At 60.3% G+C, this 20,980-nt stretch carries 19 protein-coding genes and 1 pseudogene; 10 read left to right on the forward strand and 10 right to left on the reverse strand.

From position 1 onward, the window contains the following. Positions 1-120, forward strand: a pseudogene (locus tag CKW19_RS29110) (IS110 family transposase); the annotation flags it as partial. Positions 121-159: 39 nt separating this feature from the next. Here the strand turns inward: CKW19_RS29110 and CKW19_RS15910 are convergent. The 5 genes from CKW19_RS15910 to CKW19_RS15930 all read right to left on the reverse strand — a co-directional run bounded on the left by CKW19_RS15910 (position 160) and on the right by CKW19_RS15930 (position 4,426). After that, positions 160-1,317, reverse strand: coding sequence for a phosphatidylserine/phosphatidylglycerophosphate/cardiolipin synthase family protein (locus tag CKW19_RS15910; RefSeq protein WP_095058700.1), 1,158 nt, complete (start codon positions 1,315-1,317; stop codon positions 160-162). 1 nt (position 1,318) lies between these two features. Further along, positions 1,319-1,909, reverse strand: coding sequence for a YceI family protein (locus CKW19_RS15915; RefSeq protein ID WP_095058701.1), 591 nt, complete (start codon positions 1,907-1,909; stop codon positions 1,319-1,321). A gap of 142 nt (positions 1,910-2,051) precedes the next feature. Then, entirely contained in the window at positions 2,052-2,375 is a 324-nt protein-coding gene (locus tag CKW19_RS15920; protein ID WP_095058702.1) for an amidase, read from the reverse strand. Further along, the gene (locus tag CKW19_RS15925) at positions 2,372-3,466 is read right to left on the reverse strand and encodes a serine hydrolase (RefSeq protein WP_095058703.1); all 1,095 of its coding nucleotides are present in this window, start codon (positions 3,464-3,466) and stop codon (positions 2,372-2,374) included. Before CKW19_RS15925 ends, CKW19_RS15920 begins: the two co-directional genes overlap by 4 nt. A gap of 81 nt (positions 3,467-3,547) precedes the next feature. Then, positions 3,548-4,426, reverse strand: coding sequence for an acyl-CoA dehydrogenase family protein (locus CKW19_RS15930; protein WP_095058704.1), 879 nt, complete (start codon positions 4,424-4,426; stop codon positions 3,548-3,550). A gap of 155 nt (positions 4,427-4,581) precedes the next feature. Here CKW19_RS15930 and olsB point away from each other — a divergent pair, with 155 nt between their 5' ends. Both olsB and CKW19_RS15940 read left to right on the forward strand, forming a co-directional pair. Further along, complete coding sequence (olsB, locus tag CKW19_RS15935; RefSeq protein ID WP_095058705.1) at positions 4,582-5,337, forward strand: L-ornithine N(alpha)-acyltransferase; 756 nt, start codon at positions 4,582-4,584, stop codon at positions 5,335-5,337. Next, positions 5,337-6,128: a 1-acyl-sn-glycerol-3-phosphate acyltransferase gene (locus CKW19_RS15940; protein ID WP_095058706.1), complete on the forward strand. Its 792-nt coding sequence runs from the start codon at positions 5,337-5,339 to the stop codon at positions 6,126-6,128. Before olsB ends, CKW19_RS15940 begins: the two co-directional genes overlap by 1 nt. Before the next feature lie 107 nt (positions 6,129-6,235). Here the strand turns inward: CKW19_RS15940 and CKW19_RS15945 are convergent, their stop codons facing one another. Continuing rightward, the gene (locus tag CKW19_RS15945; RefSeq protein ID WP_095058707.1) at positions 6,236-6,814 is read right to left on the reverse strand and encodes an ACP phosphodiesterase; all 579 of its coding nucleotides are present in this window, start codon (positions 6,812-6,814) and stop codon (positions 6,236-6,238) included. A gap of 171 nt (positions 6,815-6,985) precedes the next feature. Between CKW19_RS15945 and CKW19_RS15950 the strand changes: the two genes are divergently transcribed. From CKW19_RS15950 to CKW19_RS15960, 3 genes are all read left to right on the forward strand, one after another. Next, complete coding sequence (locus CKW19_RS15950) at positions 6,986-7,288, forward strand: helix-turn-helix transcriptional regulator (RefSeq protein ID WP_095058708.1); 303 nt, start codon at positions 6,986-6,988, stop codon at positions 7,286-7,288. A gap of 92 nt (positions 7,289-7,380) precedes the next feature. After that, positions 7,381-8,547 (forward strand): MFS transporter, encoded by a 1,167-nt coding sequence (locus CKW19_RS15955; RefSeq protein WP_095058709.1) that lies wholly within the window; start codon positions 7,381-7,383, stop codon positions 8,545-8,547. Positions 8,548-8,577: 30 nt separating this feature from the next. Then, entirely contained in the window at positions 8,578-9,627 is a 1,050-nt protein-coding gene (locus tag CKW19_RS15960; RefSeq protein WP_095058710.1) for an alkene reductase, read from the forward strand. A gap of 262 nt (positions 9,628-9,889) precedes the next feature. Here CKW19_RS15960 and emhR read toward each other — a convergent pair whose 3' ends face one another. After that, positions 9,890-10,522: an efflux system transcriptional repressor EmhR gene (gene emhR, locus CKW19_RS15965; RefSeq protein WP_095058711.1), complete on the reverse strand. Its 633-nt coding sequence runs from the start codon at positions 10,520-10,522 to the stop codon at positions 9,890-9,892. Between the two features lie 265 nt (positions 10,523-10,787). On the opposite strand from emhR, the gene CKW19_RS15970 reads away from it, so the two are divergent. From CKW19_RS15970 to CKW19_RS15985, 4 genes are all read left to right on the forward strand, one after another. Beyond that, the gene (locus tag CKW19_RS15970) at positions 10,788-11,945 is read left to right on the forward strand and encodes an efflux RND transporter periplasmic adaptor subunit (RefSeq protein ID WP_095058712.1); all 1,158 of its coding nucleotides are present in this window, start codon (positions 10,788-10,790) and stop codon (positions 11,943-11,945) included. A 3-nt stretch (positions 11,946-11,948) separates the two neighbouring features. After that, positions 11,949-15,110, forward strand: coding sequence for an efflux RND transporter permease subunit EmhB (emhB, locus tag CKW19_RS15975; protein ID WP_095058713.1), 3,162 nt, complete (start codon positions 11,949-11,951; stop codon positions 15,108-15,110). Then, positions 15,110-16,570 (forward strand): efflux RND transporter outer membrane subunit EmhC, encoded by a 1,461-nt coding sequence (emhC, locus tag CKW19_RS15980; protein ID WP_095058714.1) that lies wholly within the window; start codon positions 15,110-15,112, stop codon positions 16,568-16,570. The genes emhB and emhC overlap by 1 nt, the downstream gene beginning before the upstream one ends. 427 nt (positions 16,571-16,997) lie before the next feature. Beyond that, positions 16,998-18,257, forward strand: a complete 1,260-nt coding sequence (locus CKW19_RS15985; protein ID WP_095058715.1) for an OprD family porin — start codon at positions 16,998-17,000, stop codon at positions 18,255-18,257. A 116-nt stretch (positions 18,258-18,373) separates the two neighbouring features. On the opposite strand, the gene pcaC is transcribed toward CKW19_RS15985, so the two are convergent. From pcaC to CKW19_RS16000, 3 genes are read right to left on the reverse strand one after another with little or no spacing between them, the layout of a single operon-like run. Then, positions 18,374-18,766 carry a 4-carboxymuconolactone decarboxylase gene (gene pcaC / locus CKW19_RS15990; RefSeq protein WP_095058716.1) on the reverse strand — a complete coding sequence of 131 codons (393 nt, stop codon included), beginning with the start codon at positions 18,764-18,766 and terminating at the stop codon, positions 18,374-18,376. A gap of 10 nt (positions 18,767-18,776) precedes the next feature. Beyond that, the gene (gene pcaD / locus CKW19_RS15995; protein WP_095058717.1) at positions 18,777-19,580 is read right to left on the reverse strand and encodes a 3-oxoadipate enol-lactonase; all 804 of its coding nucleotides are present in this window, start codon (positions 19,578-19,580) and stop codon (positions 18,777-18,779) included. An 11-nt stretch (positions 19,581-19,591) separates the two neighbouring features. Next, complete coding sequence (locus CKW19_RS16000) at positions 19,592-20,956, reverse strand: 3-carboxy-cis,cis-muconate cycloisomerase (protein WP_095058718.1); 1,365 nt, start codon at positions 20,954-20,956, stop codon at positions 19,592-19,594. Between the last annotated feature and the right edge of the window lie 24 nt (positions 20,957-20,980).

Raw genomic sequence — 20,980 nt, forward strand, 5'->3', positions numbered from 1 at the left:
AAAGGGACCGAGGCGCTGGTGATACTTGCCAGAAAACTGGCTCGGGTACTGTTTGCCTTGATGAAAAACCAAAGTGAATACAAGCCTATTTCTATGTTTGGGGGTTCCCCCCAAACATAGAATCTCCCACAGTGGTTTGTGGTGTTCAGAAATTCGGGATTATCCCCGCCGATCCAACAGATTCACCACCACCCGATCCACCCATCCCCAGACCCTCTGCTTGACCCGCTTCCACAGCGGTCGACGCTGCCAGGCCTCCAGGCTGACTTCCTGGCTCAGGGCAAAGTCTCTTTCGAAACTTGCCGTTACTGCACGAGTCAGCCCAGGGTCCAGCGCTTCGAGGTTGGCTTCGAGGTTGAAACGCAGATTCCAGTGATCAAAGTTGCACGACCCGATGCTCACCCAGTCGTCGACCAGCACCATTTTCAAGTGCAGGAAGCACGGCTGATATTCAAAGATCTGCACCCCGGCCTTGAGCAGTCGCGGGTAGTAGCGATGCCCGGCGTAACGCACGGACGGGTGATCGGTGCGCGGCCCGGTCAGCAGCAGGCGCACATCGACGCCTCGAGCAGCAGCCCGGCGCAGTGAGCGACGGACTTTCCAGGTCGGCAGAAAATACGGCGTGGCCAGCCAGATCCGGCGCTGGCCGCTGTTCAACGCGCGAATCAGCGATTGCAGAATATCGCGGTGCTGGCGGGCGTCGGCGTAGGCCACACGGCCCATGCCCTCACCCAAGGACGGTAACCGTGGCAAGCGCGGCAAGCCAAAATGCGAGGCCGGTCGCCAGGCACGTCGATGGCGGTTGGCAATCCACTGACGATCGAACAGCAGTTGCCAGTCGAGCACCAGCGGCCCGGTGATTTCCACCATCACTTCGTGCCACTCGCTAACATCTTCACCTGGCGTCCAGAATTCATCGGTGGCGCCGGTGCCGCCCACGACGGCCAGACTCTGATCGACCAACAACAGCTTGCGGTGATCGCGATAGAAATTACCGACCCAACGCCGCCAGTTCAGGCGATTATAGAACCGCAACTCGACCCCGGCGGACGTCAGGCGCTGGCGTAAAGCCAGAGTGAAGGCAAGGCTGCCGTAGTCATCGAACAGGCATCGCACCCGCACGCCGCGCTCGGCAGCCTGGACCAACGCCTGAACCATCGCTTCGGCGCAAGCGCCCGCCTCGACCAGGTACAACTCCAGCTCGACCTGTTCTTCGGCACGGGCAATCGCCACCAACATGCGCGGAAAAAACTGCGGGCCATCGATCAGTAGCTCGAAATGGTTGCCTTCACGCCAGGGAAAGATCGCGCCGGCCATGTCAGCGCGCCGTGAAAATCAGCACCGCACCCACCGGTACCGACAGGCTGATTGCCGATAAACCGGCCAGTTTGCGCAAGGTTTCCAGACCCGGCGCCAGATCAAAATCTTCGGCATTGATGACCACCGGTTCAAGTGTCACCACTTGAAAACGTCGGTCATCGAGTCGGGTCGCCAACAACTGCGCGTCGTAGGTGTGCTGCTTGCCGTGCAGGTCGACGGTCAACGGCAGACGCAACTCCAGCTGCGCGCCGGGGGCGAGATCGTTGATCGGACGCAAATCGATCTGCGTGGTGATCAGTGCTTCGGGAAACTTGTCGATCTCGAACAGTTCTTTGCGCATGCGCTCATCGCGCAGCGGAATGCCGCTGTTGATCGAGTCCAGTTCGACTTCCACCCGCGCCAGCCCTTTGGGATCGACCTGACCGTGCAACACCAGAAAGCGCTGCACTTCAGAAACATTGGCGTTTTTGGTGCTGACAAACGACAGCCGAGAGGACTCGCCGTCGAGGTACCAGTCGGCGCGGGCCGACAGCGTAGCGCCGGTCAACAGCAGGAAAGCGAGGGTTTTCAGGGTGAAACGCTTGAACATAAAAACTCGTGAGGGCAGATAAACCTGTGCTGAACCTTAACTGGCCCTCAGCGCATTGCAAGCCGTCTACGACACCAAACCCGCTTTTGTGGTGAGGGAGCTTGCTCCCTCACCACAAAAGCCCCCACCTGGACTTTCCGCTTCATTGTTGCAAGCGACAGCCCTGGCGTTCGCCGATCCATACTGCGCTGTTGCTTCGACCCATGCCGCTGACTGTTATTTGCTTGCTGGCAACATCATCGACGAAACCGCTGGTCGGCAGCCACTGTTTCACGTATCCGCGGCAGTACTCGGCATCGTTGTTCATCACATAACGGCACGAGCAATACTCCTTGGCGGTGTAGGCGCTGATGATGCCGGGGAACGCCCACAGCGCAACACGTTCGTGCCAGATCCAACCGAGCAAGGCCAGCAACAGGATCAGCAACAGTGAACTGATCGGTCGGCGTCGAAAAAAACCGCTCATGGCTGCACCTCGGCGGCGAAGGTTTTTAGCGCGAGCTTGAGCAATTCGTTATGTCGATAGCTACCGTCGCGGTCATCGCCGTAGCGCACGATCACCAGGTTTTCACTGGGGATCACGTACATCGCCTGCCCCCAATGGCCCAGCGCGGCGAAGGTGTCGGCCGGGGCATCAGGCCAGGGTTGGGCGGCCCCGTCGACTGCGCGATTGAGCCACCAGTGTCCGCCAGGCACGGCGGCGTCCTGATTCGCACGATAGTGGGCGAAGGGCTCGCGATTGAACGCGACCCAGTCTTTGGGCAGCAGTTGCCTATCACCCCAACGTCCATCACGGGCCATCAACAGGCCGACTCGCGCCAGATCCCGCGCAGTGAGATAGGCATAAGAGGACGCGACGAACGTGCCGGTGGCATCGGTTTCCCACACGGCACGGCGAATGCCCAGCGGTTCGAATAATGCAGCCCACGGATAGTCCGCATAGCGATTCGGCCCGACCATGGTTTTCAACGCGGCGGACAGCAGATTCGTGTCACCGCTGGAATAGCGAAATGCCTGGCCCGGTGCTGCGTAGCTGTCGTGATCGACAGTGAATGCGCCCATGTCTGCGCGGCCTCGGGTATAGAGCATGGCCACCACCGAGGATTTCAACGGTGCGTATTCGTAGTCTTCCTGCCAGTCGATGCCCGAGGCCCAGTGCAACAGGTCGGCCAAGGTCATGGTCGGGTATTTCTTCAGCGGGGGATAAAATTTTTGTACAGGATCCTGGAGCTTGAACAGCCCTTCGCCATAGGCCACACCCAGGACGGTTGCCATCAAGCTTTTACTGATGGACCAGGTCAGGTGTGGAGTCTCGGCGGTGGTCGGCCCGGCGTAGCGCTCGTAGATCAATTGGCCGTCGCGGATCACCAGCAAGGCATCGGTGCGGATGCCTTGGCGGGTGTTGTCGTTGCGGGGCGCGAAGGCGTATTGCTCCAGTGCCTGAAGTGCGGGTCCGGTCATGACCGGGCCGGACGGCCATTGCTCCGCGGGCCATTGTTCGGCGCGGGTGCCGAAGCTGAGCAACAGCAGGAAAATCAGGGGCAAGCCTTTCAACATGGCGGGGGCTCATGGGAAATAACCGGGTTAGCCTAGCCCAATTAAATGACACTCACGCGAGCCTTGCAGGAGCTGCAATTGTCAAAGGCCTGCCAGTGCCTTCACCAACCGTTTCCCCCGTGCCCCGGCAGCCAAATCCATCACGGCCTGATCCCTCTGCCACATTGCCGACCACTCTGGCGGTCCCTCCGCCAGCGCTTCATTGATGTCAGGCTTCAGAGCATCAAACTGCGCAAATAACCCGCCCAACAACACATGCCCGGCCGGACTGGTAGGCGGCTGTCGACTGACTTCCGCGCAGCCGGCGAGCAACGCCAGCAGGCGCAGTTGCAAGCCCTGAGACCAATCGCTGTCCTGTCCGACGCCATACAACCACGCCGTCATTGCGCTCAACACATAAACATCTTCCAGCGTTCGGAATGGTTTGACGTAGGCATCCCAGCCATCCCCCGCCAGCAATTCACACAAGGCGTTATCCAGAAACAAGCGGCCATGGCTGATGTCGGGCATCAACGGGATCGCTGGCAACTGCTCCACCCGCACACCGGGTTCTTCGCGATAGATCACCGCCAGGCTCAAACGCGGATCTTCGCCGGGCTCTTCACTGCGTGCCGCCACCAGCAACCAGTCGGCGGCGTCGCCAGCGGTGACGAAATCCTTGCGCCCGTTCAGGCGCAAACCGCTGAGCCGGGTCTGCATGTCCGCCGGGCGCAGGCTGCGCTGTTCGGTGGCACACAACGCGCCGAGGCTTGCGGGTGCACTCGGCCAGAGCATGCGCAACGCCGCCTGATAACCCACCAGAAACGCCAGCCCCGGCGTTGCCATCAAGCGTGCGCCCGACACCGCCAATTCAAATGGCGTGACGGTACCCAACTGCTGCAACAGAGTCGCGAAACCTTCGGCCAGATCAGGGTTGGCGGGCAGGCGCTCGCCACGGTTCAACAGGGTTTGCCAGGGCATAAGAGGCTCCTTGTGGGCTGTCATATAAGCATCACCAAAGCTTAATGGCGATGACACCGGGGCTACATAGCCTGACTTTGCACAACACGGCTAGACAAAGAAAGTCGATTTGCTGTAGCCCAAAGACGGGTGAGCAGCCCGAATGGAGATTCGCCATGACTCAGATCGCCCGCATCAGCGACACCGGCACCGAACGCCGACTGCAAGCCGAACGCCTGGTGGGCGCCGAGGCTTTGCAAGAAGCCCAGGCCTTGCGATTCAACGTGTTCAGCGGCGAATTCAACGCCAAGCTCAAAGGCGCGGAGCGGGGTCTGGACATGGATGACTACGACGTTCACTGCGCCCACATCGGTGTGCGTGACCTCAACACCGGTCGTCTGGTGGCGACCACCCGTTTGCTCGACCATACAGCCGCCAGCAGCCTGGGTAAATTCTACAGCGAAGAAGAATTCAGCCTGCACGGCCTGGTCCACTTGCAAGGCCCGATCCTGGAAATCGGCCGCACCTGCGTCGACCCGGCCTACCGCAACGGCGGCACCATCGCCGTGCTCTGGGGCGAGCTGGCCGAGGTCCTGAACCAGGGCGGCTACAGCTATTTGATGGGCTGCGCGAGCATTCCGATGCAGGACGGCGGCATTCAGGCCCACGCGATCATGCAGCGTCTGCGCGAGCGCTACCTGTGCACCGAACACCTGCGGGCGGAGCCGAAAAAACCGTTGCCGAGCCTCGACATTCCTTCGAACGTGATTGCCGAAATGCCACCGCTGCTCAAGGCCTACATGCGCCTGGGCGCGAAGATTTGCGGCGAGCCGTGCTGGGATGAAGATTTCCAGGTCGCCGACGTGTTCATCCTGCTCAAGCGCGACGAACTTTGCCCGCGCTATGCCAAACACTTCAAGGCGGCTGTGTGATGAGCCGGCTGCGCATTTACGCGCGAATCGCACGAGTATTGCTGGTAGTGGCGCTAGGCCTGGGCATGGCCAGTGTGTTCGGGTTGTTCGAGCGCCTGGGCATGGCCCATTCGATGGAACGTCGTCAACGCTGGTCGCGATTTTTCATGGCACGCCTGAGCAATGCCCTGCCCTTTGACGTGACGGTTCAGGGTGAACTGCCAAAGACACCGATGCTGTGGGTGAGCAATCACGTGTCCTGGACCGACATCCCGCTGCTGGGCATGCTCACGCCCATGTCGTTCCTGTCCAAGGCCGAAGTGCGCACCTGGCCGGTGGCCGGTTGGTTGGCGGCCAAGGCTGGCAGCCTGTTCATCCGTCGCGGTTCGGGCGACAGCCAGTTGATCCGCAAACAGATGACCCGTCATCTGGAAACGGCGCATCCGCTGCTGATGTTTCCGGAAGGCACCACCACCGATGGCCGTTCACTTCGCACCTTCCACGGTCGCTTGTTGTCCGCGGCCATCGATTCCGAAGTGGCGATGCAACCGGTGGCGATTCGTTATGTGCGCAACGGCGAGCTCGATGCGCTGGCGCCGTTCATTGGTGACGATGATTTGCTGTCGCACCTGATGCGTCTGTTTGCCAATGATCGTGGCGGCGTGGAGATTCATCTGCTCAAGCCGATTGCCTGCGAAGGCCGGGAACGCGCGGCACTCGCGTTCGAGGCGCAGCAGGCGGTGCAGAAGGCGTTGTTTGGTGCTGTTGTTGAATCGCAACGAGCTCCCCTGCGCCCCGCGATTGCCGCGTAAACACATTCCCCCTGTAGGAGCGAGCCTGCTCGCGATAGCGGATTTACATTCAACGATGATGCTGAATGACAAATCGAAATCGCGAGCAGGCTCGCTCCTACAGAGGTTCAGCGTGCTGGGTGGCTCTGCGCAAAATTCTGAAGCTGCGGATAGAACAACCGGAAGTCCTCGCTCAACGGCTCGTACAACCGCCGCAACTCCGGCATCGCCGCCGCCAACTCTTCCGGCCGGGTCAACCGCCGCGAAATCCCGCGCAACACCTGCTCCAGCACCTCGAACTCCCGGTAAGAACCCAACCAGTCATCAGCCACCATATAAGGCGCGATGCGAGCCAGGCGCTCCGGGAGTTGCGGTTCAGTGGACAACACTCGGTAAACGTCCGAGGTGAACAACGCCAGCGGCCGCTCGGCATACAGCGTCCAGTCCCGCGCCAGGCAATGATCGAAAAACACGTCGAGGACGATCCCGGCATACCGCCGGCGCGTCAGGGAAAACCGTGACAACGCCGTATCCACCAGTGGATGGCGGTCAGTGAACACGTCGATGCTGCGATGCAACTGGATGGCCGCTTCGATCTCTGGATCGTACTGCCCTTGCAGCCTGCCTTTGACGAAATCGCCATACAGGCTGCCGAGCCATTGACCGGGACGCTGGCCACCGAGGTGAAGATGTGCGAGATAGTTCATGGGCGCAGCTTAGCACCGCGGCCTTGCCTTGTTACACTCAACGTATCGTTATAACTCGATATACCGATTTTCTCAGTCATAAGAGCAAAATCATATTGGTATATCGCGAAATACCGATTTAAAGTTCGCTTCATCGCGATATAGCGTTTTACTGATCACGAGCCCACTGCCATGAACCTAGACCTCGACGAAATAATAAAAGCCCTGGCGCACCCGGTACGGCGAGAAATCCTGCACTGGCTCAAAGACCCGACCGTCGAATTTCCCGACCAGTCCCACAGTAACGAGCACGGCGTTTGCGCCGGGCAGATCGATCAACGTTGCGGCTTGTCGCAATCCACGGTGTCCGCACACCTGGCGACCCTGCAACGCGCCGGCCTGATCAGCAGCCGAAAAGTCGGCCAGTGGCATTTTTTCAAGCGCAACGAGGAAACCATTCAGGAGTTCCTCCGCATCTTCAGCAACGAGCTCTGACCCTGTGGGGGCGTTCTCAATTGGTTTTCACACAGCCCCGGGAAAGCCAATTGAGAACGCCCCCCACGTCAGCCAGCCATAAGGAATTAGACATGCCCCTCTCGCTACTCATCCTCGCCTTGAGCGCCTTTGCCATCGGCACCACCGAGTTCGTCATCATGGGCTTGCTGCCCAACGTGGCGGCCGACCTCGGTGTGTCGATCCCCGGCGCCGGCTGGCTGGTGACCGGTTACGCCCTGGGCGTGGCCATCGGCGCGCCGTTCATGGCGCTGGCCACCGCCAAGCTGCCGCGCAAGGCCGCCCTGGTGGCGTTGATGGGCATCTTCATTATCGGCAACCTGCTCTGCGCAGTGGCTGGCGACTACAACGTGCTGATGTTCGCCCGTGTGGTCACCGCCCTGTGCCATGGCGCCTTCTTTGGTATCGGTTCAGTGGTGGCAGCGGGCCTGGTGCCTGCGAACAAACGTGCTTCAGCCGTCGCATTGATGTTCACCGGCCTGACCCTGGCCAACGTCCTCGGCGTACCGCTGGGCACCGCGCTCGGCCAGGAAGCCGGGTGGCGCTCGACCTTCTGGGCGGTGACCGTGATCGGCGTGATCGCACTGATCGGCCTGATCCGCTTCCTGCCGGCCAAGCGCGATGAAGAGAAGCTCGACATGCGCGCCGAACTGTCCGCGCTGAAAGGTGCCGGGATCTGGCTGTCGTTGAGCATGACCGCGCTGTTCGCCGCCTCGGTGTTCACGCTGTTCACTTACGTCGCACCGCTGTTGGGTGAAGTCACCGGCGTCTCGCCCCGCGGCGTGACCTGGAGCCTGATGTTGATCGGCCTGGGCCTGACGGTCGGCAACATCATCGGCGGCAAGATGGCCGACAAAGGCCTGGCGGCAACGCTGATCGGTGTCTTCATCGCCATGGCCGTGATTTCCACCGTCCTGACCTGGACCAGCGTCGCGCTGATCCCGACCGAAATCACCCTGTTCCTCTGGGCCACCGCGTGTTTCGCCGCCGTGCCGGCCTTGCAGGTGAACGTGGTGACCTTTGGCAAAGCCGCTCCGAACCTGGTGTCGACCCTGAACATTGGCGCTTTCAACGTCGGTAACGCCTTGGGTGCCTGGGTCGGCGGCAGTGTGATTGCCCACGGTTTCGGCCTGACCAGCGTGCCGCTTGCTGCAGCTGTATTGGCGGTTCTCGCCCTGCTGGTGACCCTGATTACGTTTCGTCAGAGCGGCAATCCCGATCTGGCACCTGCTACCAACTGATCATCCATTACCTCACGAGGGTTGCATTAAATGACGACTATTTTCGATCCGATCAAACTGGGCGACCTCGAGTTGGCCAACCGCATCATCATGGCCCCGCTGACCCGCTGCCGCGCAGACGAAGGTCGCGTGCCCAACGCGCTGATGGCCGAGTACTACGTGCAACGCGCTTCCGCTGGCCTGATTCTCAGCGAAGCCACGTCGGTCACGCCGATGGGCGTCGGCTACCCGGACACCCCGGGTATCTGGTCCAACGACCAGGTGCGTGGCTGGTCCAACGTGACCAAAGCCATCCACGGCGCCGGTGGCAAAATTTTCCTGCAACTGTGGCACGTGGGCCGGGTTTCGCATCCGTCGTATCTGAATGGCGAAGCTCCGGTTGCACCAAGCGCCATCCAGCCAAAAGGCCACGTCAGCCTGGTGCGTCCGCTGGCGGACTACCCTACCCCACGCGCACTGGAAACCGCTGAAATCGCCGACATCGTCGACGCTTATCGTGTGGGTGCTGAAAATGCCAAGGCAGCGGGATTTGATGGCGTGGAGATCCACGGCGCCAACGGATACCTGCTTGACCAGTTCCTGCAAAGCAGCACCAACCAGCGCACCGACCATTACGGCGGTTCCCTGGAAAACCGTGCACGCCTGCTGCTGGAAGTGACCGACGCAGCGATCGAAATCTGGGGCGCCGGCCGCGTGGGCGTGCATTTGGCTCCACGTGCCGACTCCCATGACATGGGCGACGACAACCTGGCTGAAACGTTCACCTACGTCGCTCGTGAACTCGGCAAGCGTGGCATCGCCTTCATTTGCTCACGAGAAAAAGAAGGCGCCGACAGCCTCGGCCCACAATTGAAAGAAGCTTTCGGCGGCCCTTACATTGCCAACGAACGCTTCACCAAGGACAGCGCCAACGAATGGCTGGCCAGTGGCAAGGCCGATGCCGTCGCGTTCGGCGTGCCGTTCATTGCCAACCCGGATCTGCCGGCGCGCTTGAAGGCTGATGCGCCGCTCAACGAAGTGCGTCCTGAACTGTTCTATGCCAAGGGCCCGGTTGGTTATATCGACTACCCGACGCTGTAATCAGTCATCCTGGAAATGCAAAAGCCCCGACTCGAAAGAGCCGGGGCTTTTTGTTATCTGAAAACAATATTGTGGTTTTGACACCGCGAAAAGGACTTGCTCACAGTCTCGACACAAAACTCCTACAAATTACTGAGCTCGCAACCTGTCAACGGGCCGAGTGTAAGTATATAAAAGCAGCCCATTGTCGAAGGGCACGTGAAGAACCGTTCATTTACGGTCTCGACGGTTGACACACATGACGTCGATTTCGCATTTTGCTTCATTTACGCAGGCTGGGGCTCAAGCGCAGCATGTCCAGCCCCGTATCGGCCCAACGCTCGGCTTCGGTGTGCAGTTCAAAGCTGTCGGGGGCCAGCAACCACTGGTACAGGATGCCGTCGATGTAGGCATGCAGGCTGATGGCCGCACGGACAGTGTCGAGGTTTTCCGGCAGTTGCCCGCGGTTGACTGCATTACTCAGGGCCACGCCGATGCGCACGTTGCAGTCGAGGCTGGCTGCCACACGCTGTTGACGCAGGTCGCACATTTCATCGGTGAATTCGCACTTATGAAACAGAATTTCGTTGATGCGCCGGGTTTTCGGGTCCAGCGCAACTTGATGAAACAAATGAACCAACAACTTGCGCATGCAACCCAGGGGATCGAGTTCATCTTCGCTCTCGCTGGCCTTGGCCATTTCTTCCAGCGGCTCATGCAGTGTGTCGAGCATGGCCTGCACCAGATCCGCCTTGTTGCTGAAATGCCAGTAAATGGCCCCGCGCGTCACGCCCGCGAGGGTCGCGATGTCCGCCAGCGTGGTGCGCGCCACGCCCCGCTCGAAAAAGGCCTTCTCCGCCGCCACGAGAATCTGGGCACGGGTTTCCTGAGCTTCTTCTTTGGTGCGACGGACCATGGCAGTACAACCTCAATCAGGGTGCTTCAGCGATGTCTGAATATCAGCTGAATAAAAGTGGGGCGAACGTTCTTGGGTATCGTCCCCGGCCTACAATTCGAACCTGCGAACGGCTTCTGTAACGGTATGAGTACACAGTCTAGGTATTTACAAACAGCCATGTACGTAAGTATATTCCTTAGCAAGCTACTTATCCACTCGGCACACATTTTTAAACCTTCCACCTTTCTTGTGCGCACCTTGCGCGCCTGACCCGAGGATTTTCATGCAATTCAAGCCAGCTGTTACCGCTCTGGTCGCCGCCGTCGCCCTGGCATCGCTACTCAGCGGATGCAAAAAGGAAGAGGCAGCACCAGCCGCACCGCCCCCTCAGGTCGGCGTCGTAACCCTGCAACCGCAACTTTTCACCCTGACGTCTGATCTTCCGGGACGCACCAGTGCATTCCGCATGGCCGAGGTTCGCCCTCAGGTCAACGGCATCATTCTGAAGCGCCTGTTCAAGGAAGGCAGCGACGTCAAGGCCGGCCAGCAGCTGTATCAGATCGATCCGTCGGTCTATGACGCAACACTGAAAAGCGCTGAAGCCAACCTGCGTTCGACCAAGTCGGTCTCCGACCGCTACAAGCAATTGGTCGATGAGCAAGCCGTCAGCCGTCAGGAATACGACACCGCCGTGGCCAACCGCCTGCAATCGGAAGCCGCCCTGCAAACCGCCCAGATCAACGTGCGCTACACCAAGGTCTACGCACCGCTGACCGGCCGCATCGGTCGTTCTTCGGTGACTGAAGGCGCGCTGGTCAGCAATGCCCAGGTCGATGCGATGGCAGTCATTCAGCAGCTCGACCCGATCTACGTCGACGTGACGCAGTCCTCGGTCGAGATGCTGCAACTGCGTCGCGAACTGGAAAGCGGTCGCCTGCAGAAGGCCGGTGCCAACGCGGCAACGGTCAAGCTGACCCTTGAAGACGGCAGCCAGTACAAGCTGGACGGCAAGCTGGAGTTCTCCGAAGTCTCGGTTGACCAGACCACCGGTTCCGTCACCCTGCGCGCCGTGTTCCCGAACCCTGAGCACACCCTGCTGCCAGGCATGTTCGTACACGCCAAATTGCAGGCCGGTGTAAACAGCGCCGCAATCCTGGCCCCGCAGCAAGGCGTGACACGCGACCTCAAGGGCACGCCGACCGCTTTGGTCGTGGGTCCGGATAACAAGGTTGAACTGCGTCAGCTCAAGGCCAACCGCACCGTCGGCAACCAATGGCTGATCGAAGATGGCCTGAAGGCTGGCGATCGCCTGATCACCGAAGGTCTGCAATTCGTCAAACCGGGCATCGAAGTCAACGCTCGGGAAGCGACCAACGTAGCCGCAAAGAACCCGGTCCCCGCACAGGCAGCTGACAAGGCTTCCAGCGGCAAAGGGGAGTAAACCATGTCGAAATTTTTTATCGACCGTCCGATTTTCGCCTGGGTAATTGCCCTGGTGATCATGCTGGTCGGGGCACTATCGATCCTCAGACTGCCGATCAACCAATACCCGAGCATTGCGCCTCCGGCCATTGCGATCTCCGTGTCCTACCCGGGTGCTTCGGCACAAACGGTTCAGGACACCGTGGTCCAGGTGATCGAGCAACAGCTCAACGGTATCGACAACCTGCGTTATGTCTCGTCGGAAAGTAACTCCGACGGCACCATGACCATTACCGCGACCTTCGAGCAAGGCACCAACTCCGACACCGCACAGGTTCAGGTGCAGAACAAACTGAACCTGGCCACCCCGCTGCTGCCGCAAGAAGTGCAGCAACAGGGTATCCGCGTGACCAAGGCAGTGAAGAACTTCCTGCTGGTGATCGGCGTGGTGTCGCGTGACGGCAGCATGACCAAGGACGACCTGTCCAACTACATCGTGTCCAACATGCAGGACCCGATCTCGCGGACCGCTGGTGTGGGTGACTTCCAGGTGTTCGGTTCCCAGTACGCCATGCGTATCTGGCTCGACCCGGCCAAGTTGAACAACTTCAACCTGACCCCGATCGACGTCAAGAACGCCATCGCCGCACAGAACGTGCAGGTGTCCTCCGGCCAGCTCGGCGGTTTGCCTGCTCTGCCCGGCACACAGCTGAACGCGACAATCATCGGCAAGACCCGTCTGCAGACCGCCGAGCAATTCGACAAGATCCTGCTCAAGGTCAACAAGGACGGTTCGCAAGTTCGTTTGAAAGATGTCGCCGAAGTCGGCCTGGGTGGTGAAAACTACAGCATCAACGCCCAGTTCAACGGCGCTCCGGCATCCGGTCTGGCGGTGAAACTGGCCACCGGCGCCAACGCCCTCGACACCGCAAAAGCCCTGCGCACGACCATCGACAGCCTCAAGCCGTTCTTCCCTGAAGGGATGGAAGTGGTGTTCCCGTACGACACCACTCCGGTGGTGACTGAGTCGATCAAAGGCGTGGTTAATACCTTGGTCGAAGCGGTTGCGCTGGTGTTCCTGGTGATGTTCCTGTTCCTGCAGAACTTCCGCGCCACCATCATCACCACGATGACCGTGCCGGTGGTATTGCTCGGTACGTTCGGCATCCTCGCGGCCGCCGGTTTCAGCATCAACACCCTGACCATGTTCGGTATGGTCCTGGCCATTGGCTTGCTGGTGGACGACGCCATCGTCGTGGTGGAAAACGTCGAACGGGTAATGAGCGAAGAAGGCCTGTCACCCAAGGAGGCCACCAAGAAATCCATGGGGCAGATCCAGGGTGCCCTGGTCGGTATCGCCCTGGTGCTGTCGGCGGTTCTGCTGCCAATGGCGTTCTTCAGCGGCTCTACCGGTGTGATCTACAAGCAGTTCTCGATCACCATCGTCTCGGCCATGGCCCTGTCGGTACTGGTTGCACTGATCTTCACCCCGGCGCTCTGCGCCACCATGCTCAAGCCGATTGCGAAAGGCGATCACGGCACCCCGAAACGCGGCTTCTTCGGCTGGTTCAACCGCAACTTCGATCGCGGTGTCAGAAGCTACGAGCGCGGCGTGGGCAGCATGCTCAAGCACAAAGCACCGTACCTGCTGGCGTACCTGTTGATTGTCGTCGGCATGATCTGGCTGTTCACCCGCATTCCAACCGCGTTCCTGCCGGAAGAAGACCAGGGCGTACTGTTTGCCCAGGTGCAAACACCTGCCGGTTCGACGGCGCAGCGTACCCAAGTGGTCGTGGACGAAATGCGCGAATTCCTGCTGCGTCCGGGCAAGGACGGCGGTGAAGGCGATGCAGTGAACTCGGTGTTCACCGTGACCGGCTTCAACTTCGCCGGCCGTGGCCAGAGCTCGGGCATGGCATTCATCATGCTTCGCCCGTGGGACGAACGTAACGCTGACAACAACGTGTTCAAGGTTGCGGCCCGTGCCCAGCAGCACTTCTTCACGTTCCGTGACGCCATGGTGTTCGCCTTCGCGCCACCCGCGGTACTCGAGTTGGGTAACGCCACCGGTTTCGACGTGTTCCTTCAGGACCGCGCCGGTATCGGTCACGACAAGTTGATGGAAGCGCGCAACCAGTTCCTCGGCATGGCGGCACAAAGCAAGATCCTGTCCCAGGTCCGTCCGAACGGCCTGAACGACGAACCGCAATTCCAGCTGGAAATCGATGACGAGAAGGCCAGCGCCCTGGGCGTGACCATCGCCGACATCAACAACACCTTGTCGATTGCCCTGGGTAGTAGCTACGTCAACGACTTCATCGACCGCGGTCGTGTGAAGAAGGTTTACGTGCAAGGTCAGCCCGGCGCTCGCATGAGCCCTGAAGATCTGCAGAAGTGGTACGTGCGCAACAGCGCCGGAACCATGGTGCCGTTCACGGCGTTCGCCAAGGGTGAGTGGATCTACGGTTCGCCGAAACTGGCCCGTTACAACGGTGTGGAAGCGATGGAAATCCTCGGTTCCCCGGCGCCGGGTTATTCCACCGGTGAAGCCATGGCCGAAGTCGAAGCCATCGCCAAGAAACTGCCGGCCGGTGTCGGTATTTCCTGGACCGGTCTGTCATACGAAGAACGTCTGTCCGGTTCGCAAGCGCCAGCGTTGTATGCCCTGTCGCTGCTGATGGTGTTCCTGTGCCTGGCGGCATTGTATGAAAGCTGGTCGATTCCGATCGCGGTGATGTTGGTGGTACCGCTAGGGATCATCGGTGCGCTCATGGCTACCAGCCTGCGCGGCTTGTCCAACGACGTGTACTTCCAGGTGGGCTTGTTGACGACCATCGGGCTGGCGGCGAAAAACGCCATTCTGATTGTCGAATTTGCCAAGGAGCTGCACGAACAGGGCCGCAGTTTGCATGATGCGGCGATCGAAGCCTGCCGGATGCGTCTGCGGCCGATCATCATGACCTCGCTGGCGTTCGTCCTCGGTGTGGTTCCGCTGGCGATCTCCTCGGGCGCAGGTTCGGGTAGCCAGCACGCAATCGGTACCGGTGTGATTGGCGGTATGATCACGGCAACCGTGCTGGCGATTTACTGGGTCCCACTGTTCTTCGTCACTGTGTCTGCCATGGGTCAGCGTAAAAACGTCGACCAGCAAGACGCTACTGAAACTCCTAAAGAGGCTGGCTAATGAGCAAGTCGCTACTTTCCCTGGCAGTTGCCGCCTTCGTGCTCAGTGGCTGCTCGTTGATACCTGATTATCAGCAGCCGGACGCTCCGGTGGCGGGCCAATACCCTGAAGGGCCGGCGTATTCGTCGGCCCAGGCACCGGCTCAGGCCGCTGCCGAACAGGGCTGGAAGCAGTTTTTCCATGACCCGGCGTTGCAACAGTTGATTCAGGTTGCCCTGGAAAACAACCGTGACCTGCGTGTCGCGGCCCTGAACATCGACGCCTTTGCAGCTCAATACCGCATCTCGCGCGCCGACCTGTTCCCGGCGATTTCGGCCAACGGCACCGGCAATCGTCAGCGGTTACCGGCCGACGCGTCGCAGACCGGTGAGTCCAGCATCACCAGTTCCTACTCGGCAACCGTGGGTGTCAGTGCCTACGAACTCGACCTGTTTGGTCGCGTTCGCAGCCTGAACGAAGAAGCACTGCAAAAGTACTTCGCCACTGAAGAAGGCCGCCGCAGCACGCAAATCAGCCTGGTGGCCAGCGTGGCCAATGCCTACCTGACCTGGCAGGCCGACAAGGAACTGCTGAAGCTGACCCAGGACACTCTTGCCGCGTTTGAGGAGAGCTACAAGCTCACCGCCCGCAGCAACGAAGTCGGTGTCGCCTCGGCCCTGGACCTGGCGCAGTCGCGCACCTCGGTGGAAAACGCCCGCGCACAACTGGCCAAGTACACCCGTCAGGTCGCGCAGGACGAGAACAGCCTGGTGCTGCTGCTCGGTACCGGCGTCCCGGCGAACCTGCAAGCGGCCAAACCGCTGAACGACGACCTGCTGAGCGAAGTACCGCCGGGCTTGCCATCGGATCTGCTGCAACGTCGCCCGGACATCCTCCAGGCCGAGCACAACCTGAAGGCCGCCAACGCCAACATCGGCGCGGCACGGGCTGCGTTCTTCCCGAGCATCAGCCTGACGGCCAATGCGGGCACCTTGAGCCCGGACCTGTCCGGTCTGTTCAACGGTGGTTCGGGTACCTGGCTGTTCCAGCCGCAGATCAACCTGCCGATCTTCAACGCCGGCAGCCTGCGTGCCAGCCTGGATTACTCGAAAATCCAGAAAGACATCGGCGTGGCGACCTACGAGAAGTCCATTCAAACGGCCTTCCAGGAAGTCGCCGACGGCCTGGCCGCCCGCCAGACCTACGTCCAGCAGTTGCAGGCGCAGAAAGATTTCGTCAGCGCCAACCAGGACTACTACCGTCTGGCCGAGCGTCGTTACCGCATCGGTGTCGACAGCAACCTGACCTTCCTCGATGCCCAGCGTCAGCTGTTCAGTGCGCAACAAGTGCTGATCACCGACCGTCTGGCGCAACTGGTCAGCCAGGTCAACCTGTACAAGGCACTGGGTGGTGGCTGGAACGAGCAAACGGCGAAGAACGAGCCGTTGAAAAAAGAAGCACCGGAGTTGAAGTTGTTCTGATAGCGCTGTGAAAACACGAAGCCCACCGATTGGTGGGCTTTTTGTTGGCCGTCTGAAAATCTGTGTTGTTCGTTATGACCCCATCGCCAGCAGGCTAGCTCCCACAGGTGACCGAGTTCCTCCCGAAGAAATGCGGTCGAATGTGGGAGCGAGCCTGCTCGCGATAGGGCCGGCCAATACACCACAAAACTCCGCTCAATGTTTCGTTCGATAATCGCCCAAAACCAATTTTAGATTATTGAACCATTCAGTACATTTCCCACACCATCCGAACCACAAAACCAAAAACAACAGGTTCGACACCATGCCCCCGCGCCCCGCCCTCTCCGGCTGATCCGCTTCGCTTGTCCTGACCGAATGTTCGTCTGCAACCCCAAGTTGCGGCATCACCCCGTTTCATCCCCAAGAATTAGAGAGACCCACGCCCATGACGCCTTTTCCTGCGCAGTATTTCGTTCCCGGCCTGATCGCCATTGCCGTGACCAGCGCGGCCCTGCCCGCTCACGCCGAGGAGTCGGGCTTTGTCGAAGGAGCCAAGGTCAACCTGAACCTGCGTAACTTCTACCTCAACCGCAACTTCACCAACCCGACCAAGGCTCAGGGCAAGGCTGAAGAGTGGACGCAAAGTTTCATCCTCGACGCCAAGTCCGGTTTCACCCAAGGCATCGTCGGATTCGGCGTGGATGTGCTGGGGTTGTACTCGGTAAAACTCGATGGTGGTAAAGGCACGGGCGGTACGCAATTGCTGCCGCTGGACAGCGACGGTCGCCCGGCGGATAACTTCGGGCGCACCAACGTCGCGTTCAAGGCCAAGCTGTCGCAGACTGAAGCGAAGGTCGGCGAATGGATGCCGGTGCTGCCGATCCTGCGTTCGGACGACGGGCGCTCGCTGCCGCAAACCTTCCGTGGCGGCCAGATCACCTCGAAGGAAATCAATGGCCTGACGCTCTACGGCGGCCAGTTCCGGCAGAACAGCCCGCGCGACGACAGCAGCATGGGCGACATGTCGATGACCGGAAAAGCCGCGTTCACCTCCGACCGTTTCAACTTCCAGGGCGGCGAGTACGTGTTCAACGACAAACGCACCCAGATCGGTCTGTGGAACGCCGAACTCAAAGACATCTACAGCCAGCAATACGTCAATCTGATCCACAGCCAACCGCTGGGCGACTGGACCCTGGGCGCCAACCTCGGCTACTTCTACGGCAAGGAAGACGGCAGCGCCCGGGCCGGCGACCTGGACAACAAGACCTGGTCCGCAATGCTCTCGGCCAAATACGGCGGCAACACCTTTTATGTCGGCCTGCAAAAACTCACGGGCGACAACGCCTGGATGCGGGTCAACGGCACCAGCGGCGGGACGTTGGCCAACGACAGCTACAACTCCAGCTATGACAATGCCCAGGAGAAATCCTGGCAAGTGCGTCACGACTACAACTTCGCCACCCTCGGCGTTCCGGGCCTGACGCTGATGAACCGCTACATCAGCGGCGACAACGTGCACACCGGTACGATTACTGATGGCAAGGAATGGGGACGTGAATCGGAACTGGGCTACACCGTGCAGAGCGGTGCGCTGAAGGACTTGAACGTGAAGTGGCGCAACTCGACCATGCGCCGGGATTACAGCAACAACGAGTTCGATGAAAACCGCGTGATCGTCAGCTATCCGATCAGCTTGCTTTAACTACCAGCACTGCCATTTCTGTAGGAGCTGGCTTGCCAGCGAAGTCGGCCTCAGCAGCGACGCACAATTCCAGGGCCTCTTCGCCGGCAAGCCGGCTCCTACAGGGATCAGATCACTTACTCCCGCGATTCAACCCCCAACTCATCCCACACCGATTCCGCCAGGTGGAACGTCGCATTGGCAGCCGGAATGCCGCAGTAGATCGCGCTCTGCATGATCACTTCCTTGATCTCGCCACGGCTGACGCCGTTGTTGGCGGCGGCGCGCAGGTGCAGTTTGAGTTCGCCCTCGCGGTTCATGCCGATCAGCATGGCGATGGTGATCAGGCTGCGGGTATGGCGCGGCAGGCCTGGACGGGTCCAGATGTCACCCCAGGCGTGGCGGGTGATCATTTCCTGAAACTCCGAGTTGAACTCGGTCAGGGTGGTCAGGCTGCGGTCGACGTGGGCATCGCCCAGTACCGCACGACGGAGTTCCATTCCTTCGTCGTAACGTTGTTTCTCATCCACAAAATAATCCTCAATGTGCCGTCAAAAACGTCAGCACGCGCTCGCTGAAAGCGTCGCCTGCCTGGACGTTGGACAAGTGCGCGGCATAGAACTCGGCGTACTCGGCGCCTGGCACATGCTCCTGAATGAAGTGCCCGCCAGACGGCGGCGTCACCGCATCCTGAGCGCCGGCAATCACCAGCAGTGGCGCTTTGATCAAGGACAACTGATCACGAAAATCAGCATCACGCACCGCTGCACAGTTGGCCGCGTAACCTTCTGGCGACGTGGCCGCGAGCATGTCGGTGATCTGCTTGGCCGCTGCCGGGTTGGCCTCGGAAAAGTCCGGGGTGAACCAGCGGGCAATCGACGCATCGCGCAGGGCAATCATGGCTGCCTGACCATCGCGCAAGACCATTTCAATGCGCGGGTCCCAGATCGATGGATCGCCGATTTTCGCTGCGGTGTTGCACACGATCAGTTTGTTCAGGCGCTCGCCGGCATTGATGCCCAGCCACTGGCCGATCAACCCGCCCATGGACAGACCGCAGAAATGCGCGCGCTCGATGTGCAAGGCATCCAGCAAGGCGAGCACGTCGTGCCCCAGTTGCTCAATGCTGTACGGCCCCGGTGTCACCAAGGACTGGCCGTGACCGCGCGTGTCGAAGCGCAACACGCGAAAATGCTTGGTGAACGCCGGGATTTGCGCGTCCCACATGTGCAGGTCGGTGCCTAGCGAGTTGGACAGCACCAACACCGGTGCATCGACCGGTCCGTCGTGCGGCCCTTGAATCTGGTAGTGCAGTTCGCCCTCGGCGAGTTGTACGAAAGCCACAGCAATCTCCTTCAGGCAGTCAATGCAGAATGTTCAGCCACCGCTCGCTCGACCCAGGTTTTGGCCTGGCCGAGGTAGTGGGCGGGGTCCAGCAGATGATCGAGTTCGGCGGCCGACAACTCGGCCGTCACTTGCGGCTCGTCGCCGAGCACCGCACGCAGATGACGCTGTTCGGCCACGGCACGTTTGCAGCATTGTTCCAGCAGATGATGCGCGGTATCGCGTCCCACCCGTTGCGCGAGGACGATGCTCACCGCTTCGGCGAGTACCAGGCCCTGGGTCAAATCGAGGTTGCGGGTCATGCGTGCGGCGTCCACTTCCAGCCCCTGCGCGATCAACAGTGCTTGTTGCAGACTGCCGGACACCAGGCAGCAAATCTCCGGCAGGGTTTCCCATTCGGCATGCCACAGGCCGAGACTGCGCTCGTGTTCCTGAGGCATGGCGCTGAACAGGGTCGAGAGCAAACCGGGAACACGGGTCGCCGCGCCGATCAGCACCGCCGCGCCCACCGGGTTGCGTTTGTGCGGCATGGTCGAAGAGCCGCCCTTGCCCGGCGCCGAAGGTTCGAACACTTCGGCGGCTTCGGTTTGCATCAACAGGCTGATGTCGCGGCCCATTTTGCCGAGGCTGCCGGCGATCAGGCCAAGTACCGCGCCGAATTCCACCACGCGATCGCGCTGGGTGTGCCACGGCTGGTCGGGCAAGGTCAGTTGCAGTTCTTCGGATAGCGCCTGGGCAATTGGCATCGCTTGCTCGCCAAGTGCCGCGAGGGTTCCGGAAGCACCGCCGAATTGCAGCACCAGCAGACGCGGTTTGAGTTCGGCCAAACGTTGGCGGCTGCGTGTCACGGCGCCCAGCCAACCGGCGATTTTCATGCCGAGGGTGACCGGTGTCGCATGCTGCAACCAGGTGCGCCCCGCCAGCGGAGTGGCGGCATATCGCTGGGCCTGAGTCGCAAGGGATTGGCCCAGGTCCGCGAGATCTTTTTCAATCAATTCCAACGCTCGGCGCAATTGCAGCACCAGGCCGCTGTCCATCACGTCCTGGCTGGTCGCACCCAGATGCACGTATCGCTCAGCCTCGGCATTTTGCGCGGCGATCTGTTTGCCCAGTGCCTTGACCAACGGAATCGCCGAGTTCCCCGCCGTGGCAATCGCCTCGGCGAGGGTGGCAAAGTCGTAATGCCCGGCGCTGCACGCCGCCTCAATCGGCGCGACCGCACTCACCGGAATCAAGCCAACCCGCGCTTCAGCACGGGCCAGTGCCGCTTCGAAATCGAGCATGGCCTGGACCCGGCCCTGATCGCAGAACACTTCACGCATATCACGCGCCGTGAAATAGGCATCGAACAATTGATTGCCCGGTCGCTGGTTCATAAACAGTTCCTGAAGGCGCGGGCC

Origin of the sequence: Pseudomonas sp. Irchel s3f7, assembly GCF_900187615.1 — a bacterium.
In the GTDB taxonomy this organism is placed as follows: domain Bacteria; phylum Pseudomonadota; class Gammaproteobacteria; order Pseudomonadales; family Pseudomonadaceae; genus Aquipseudomonas.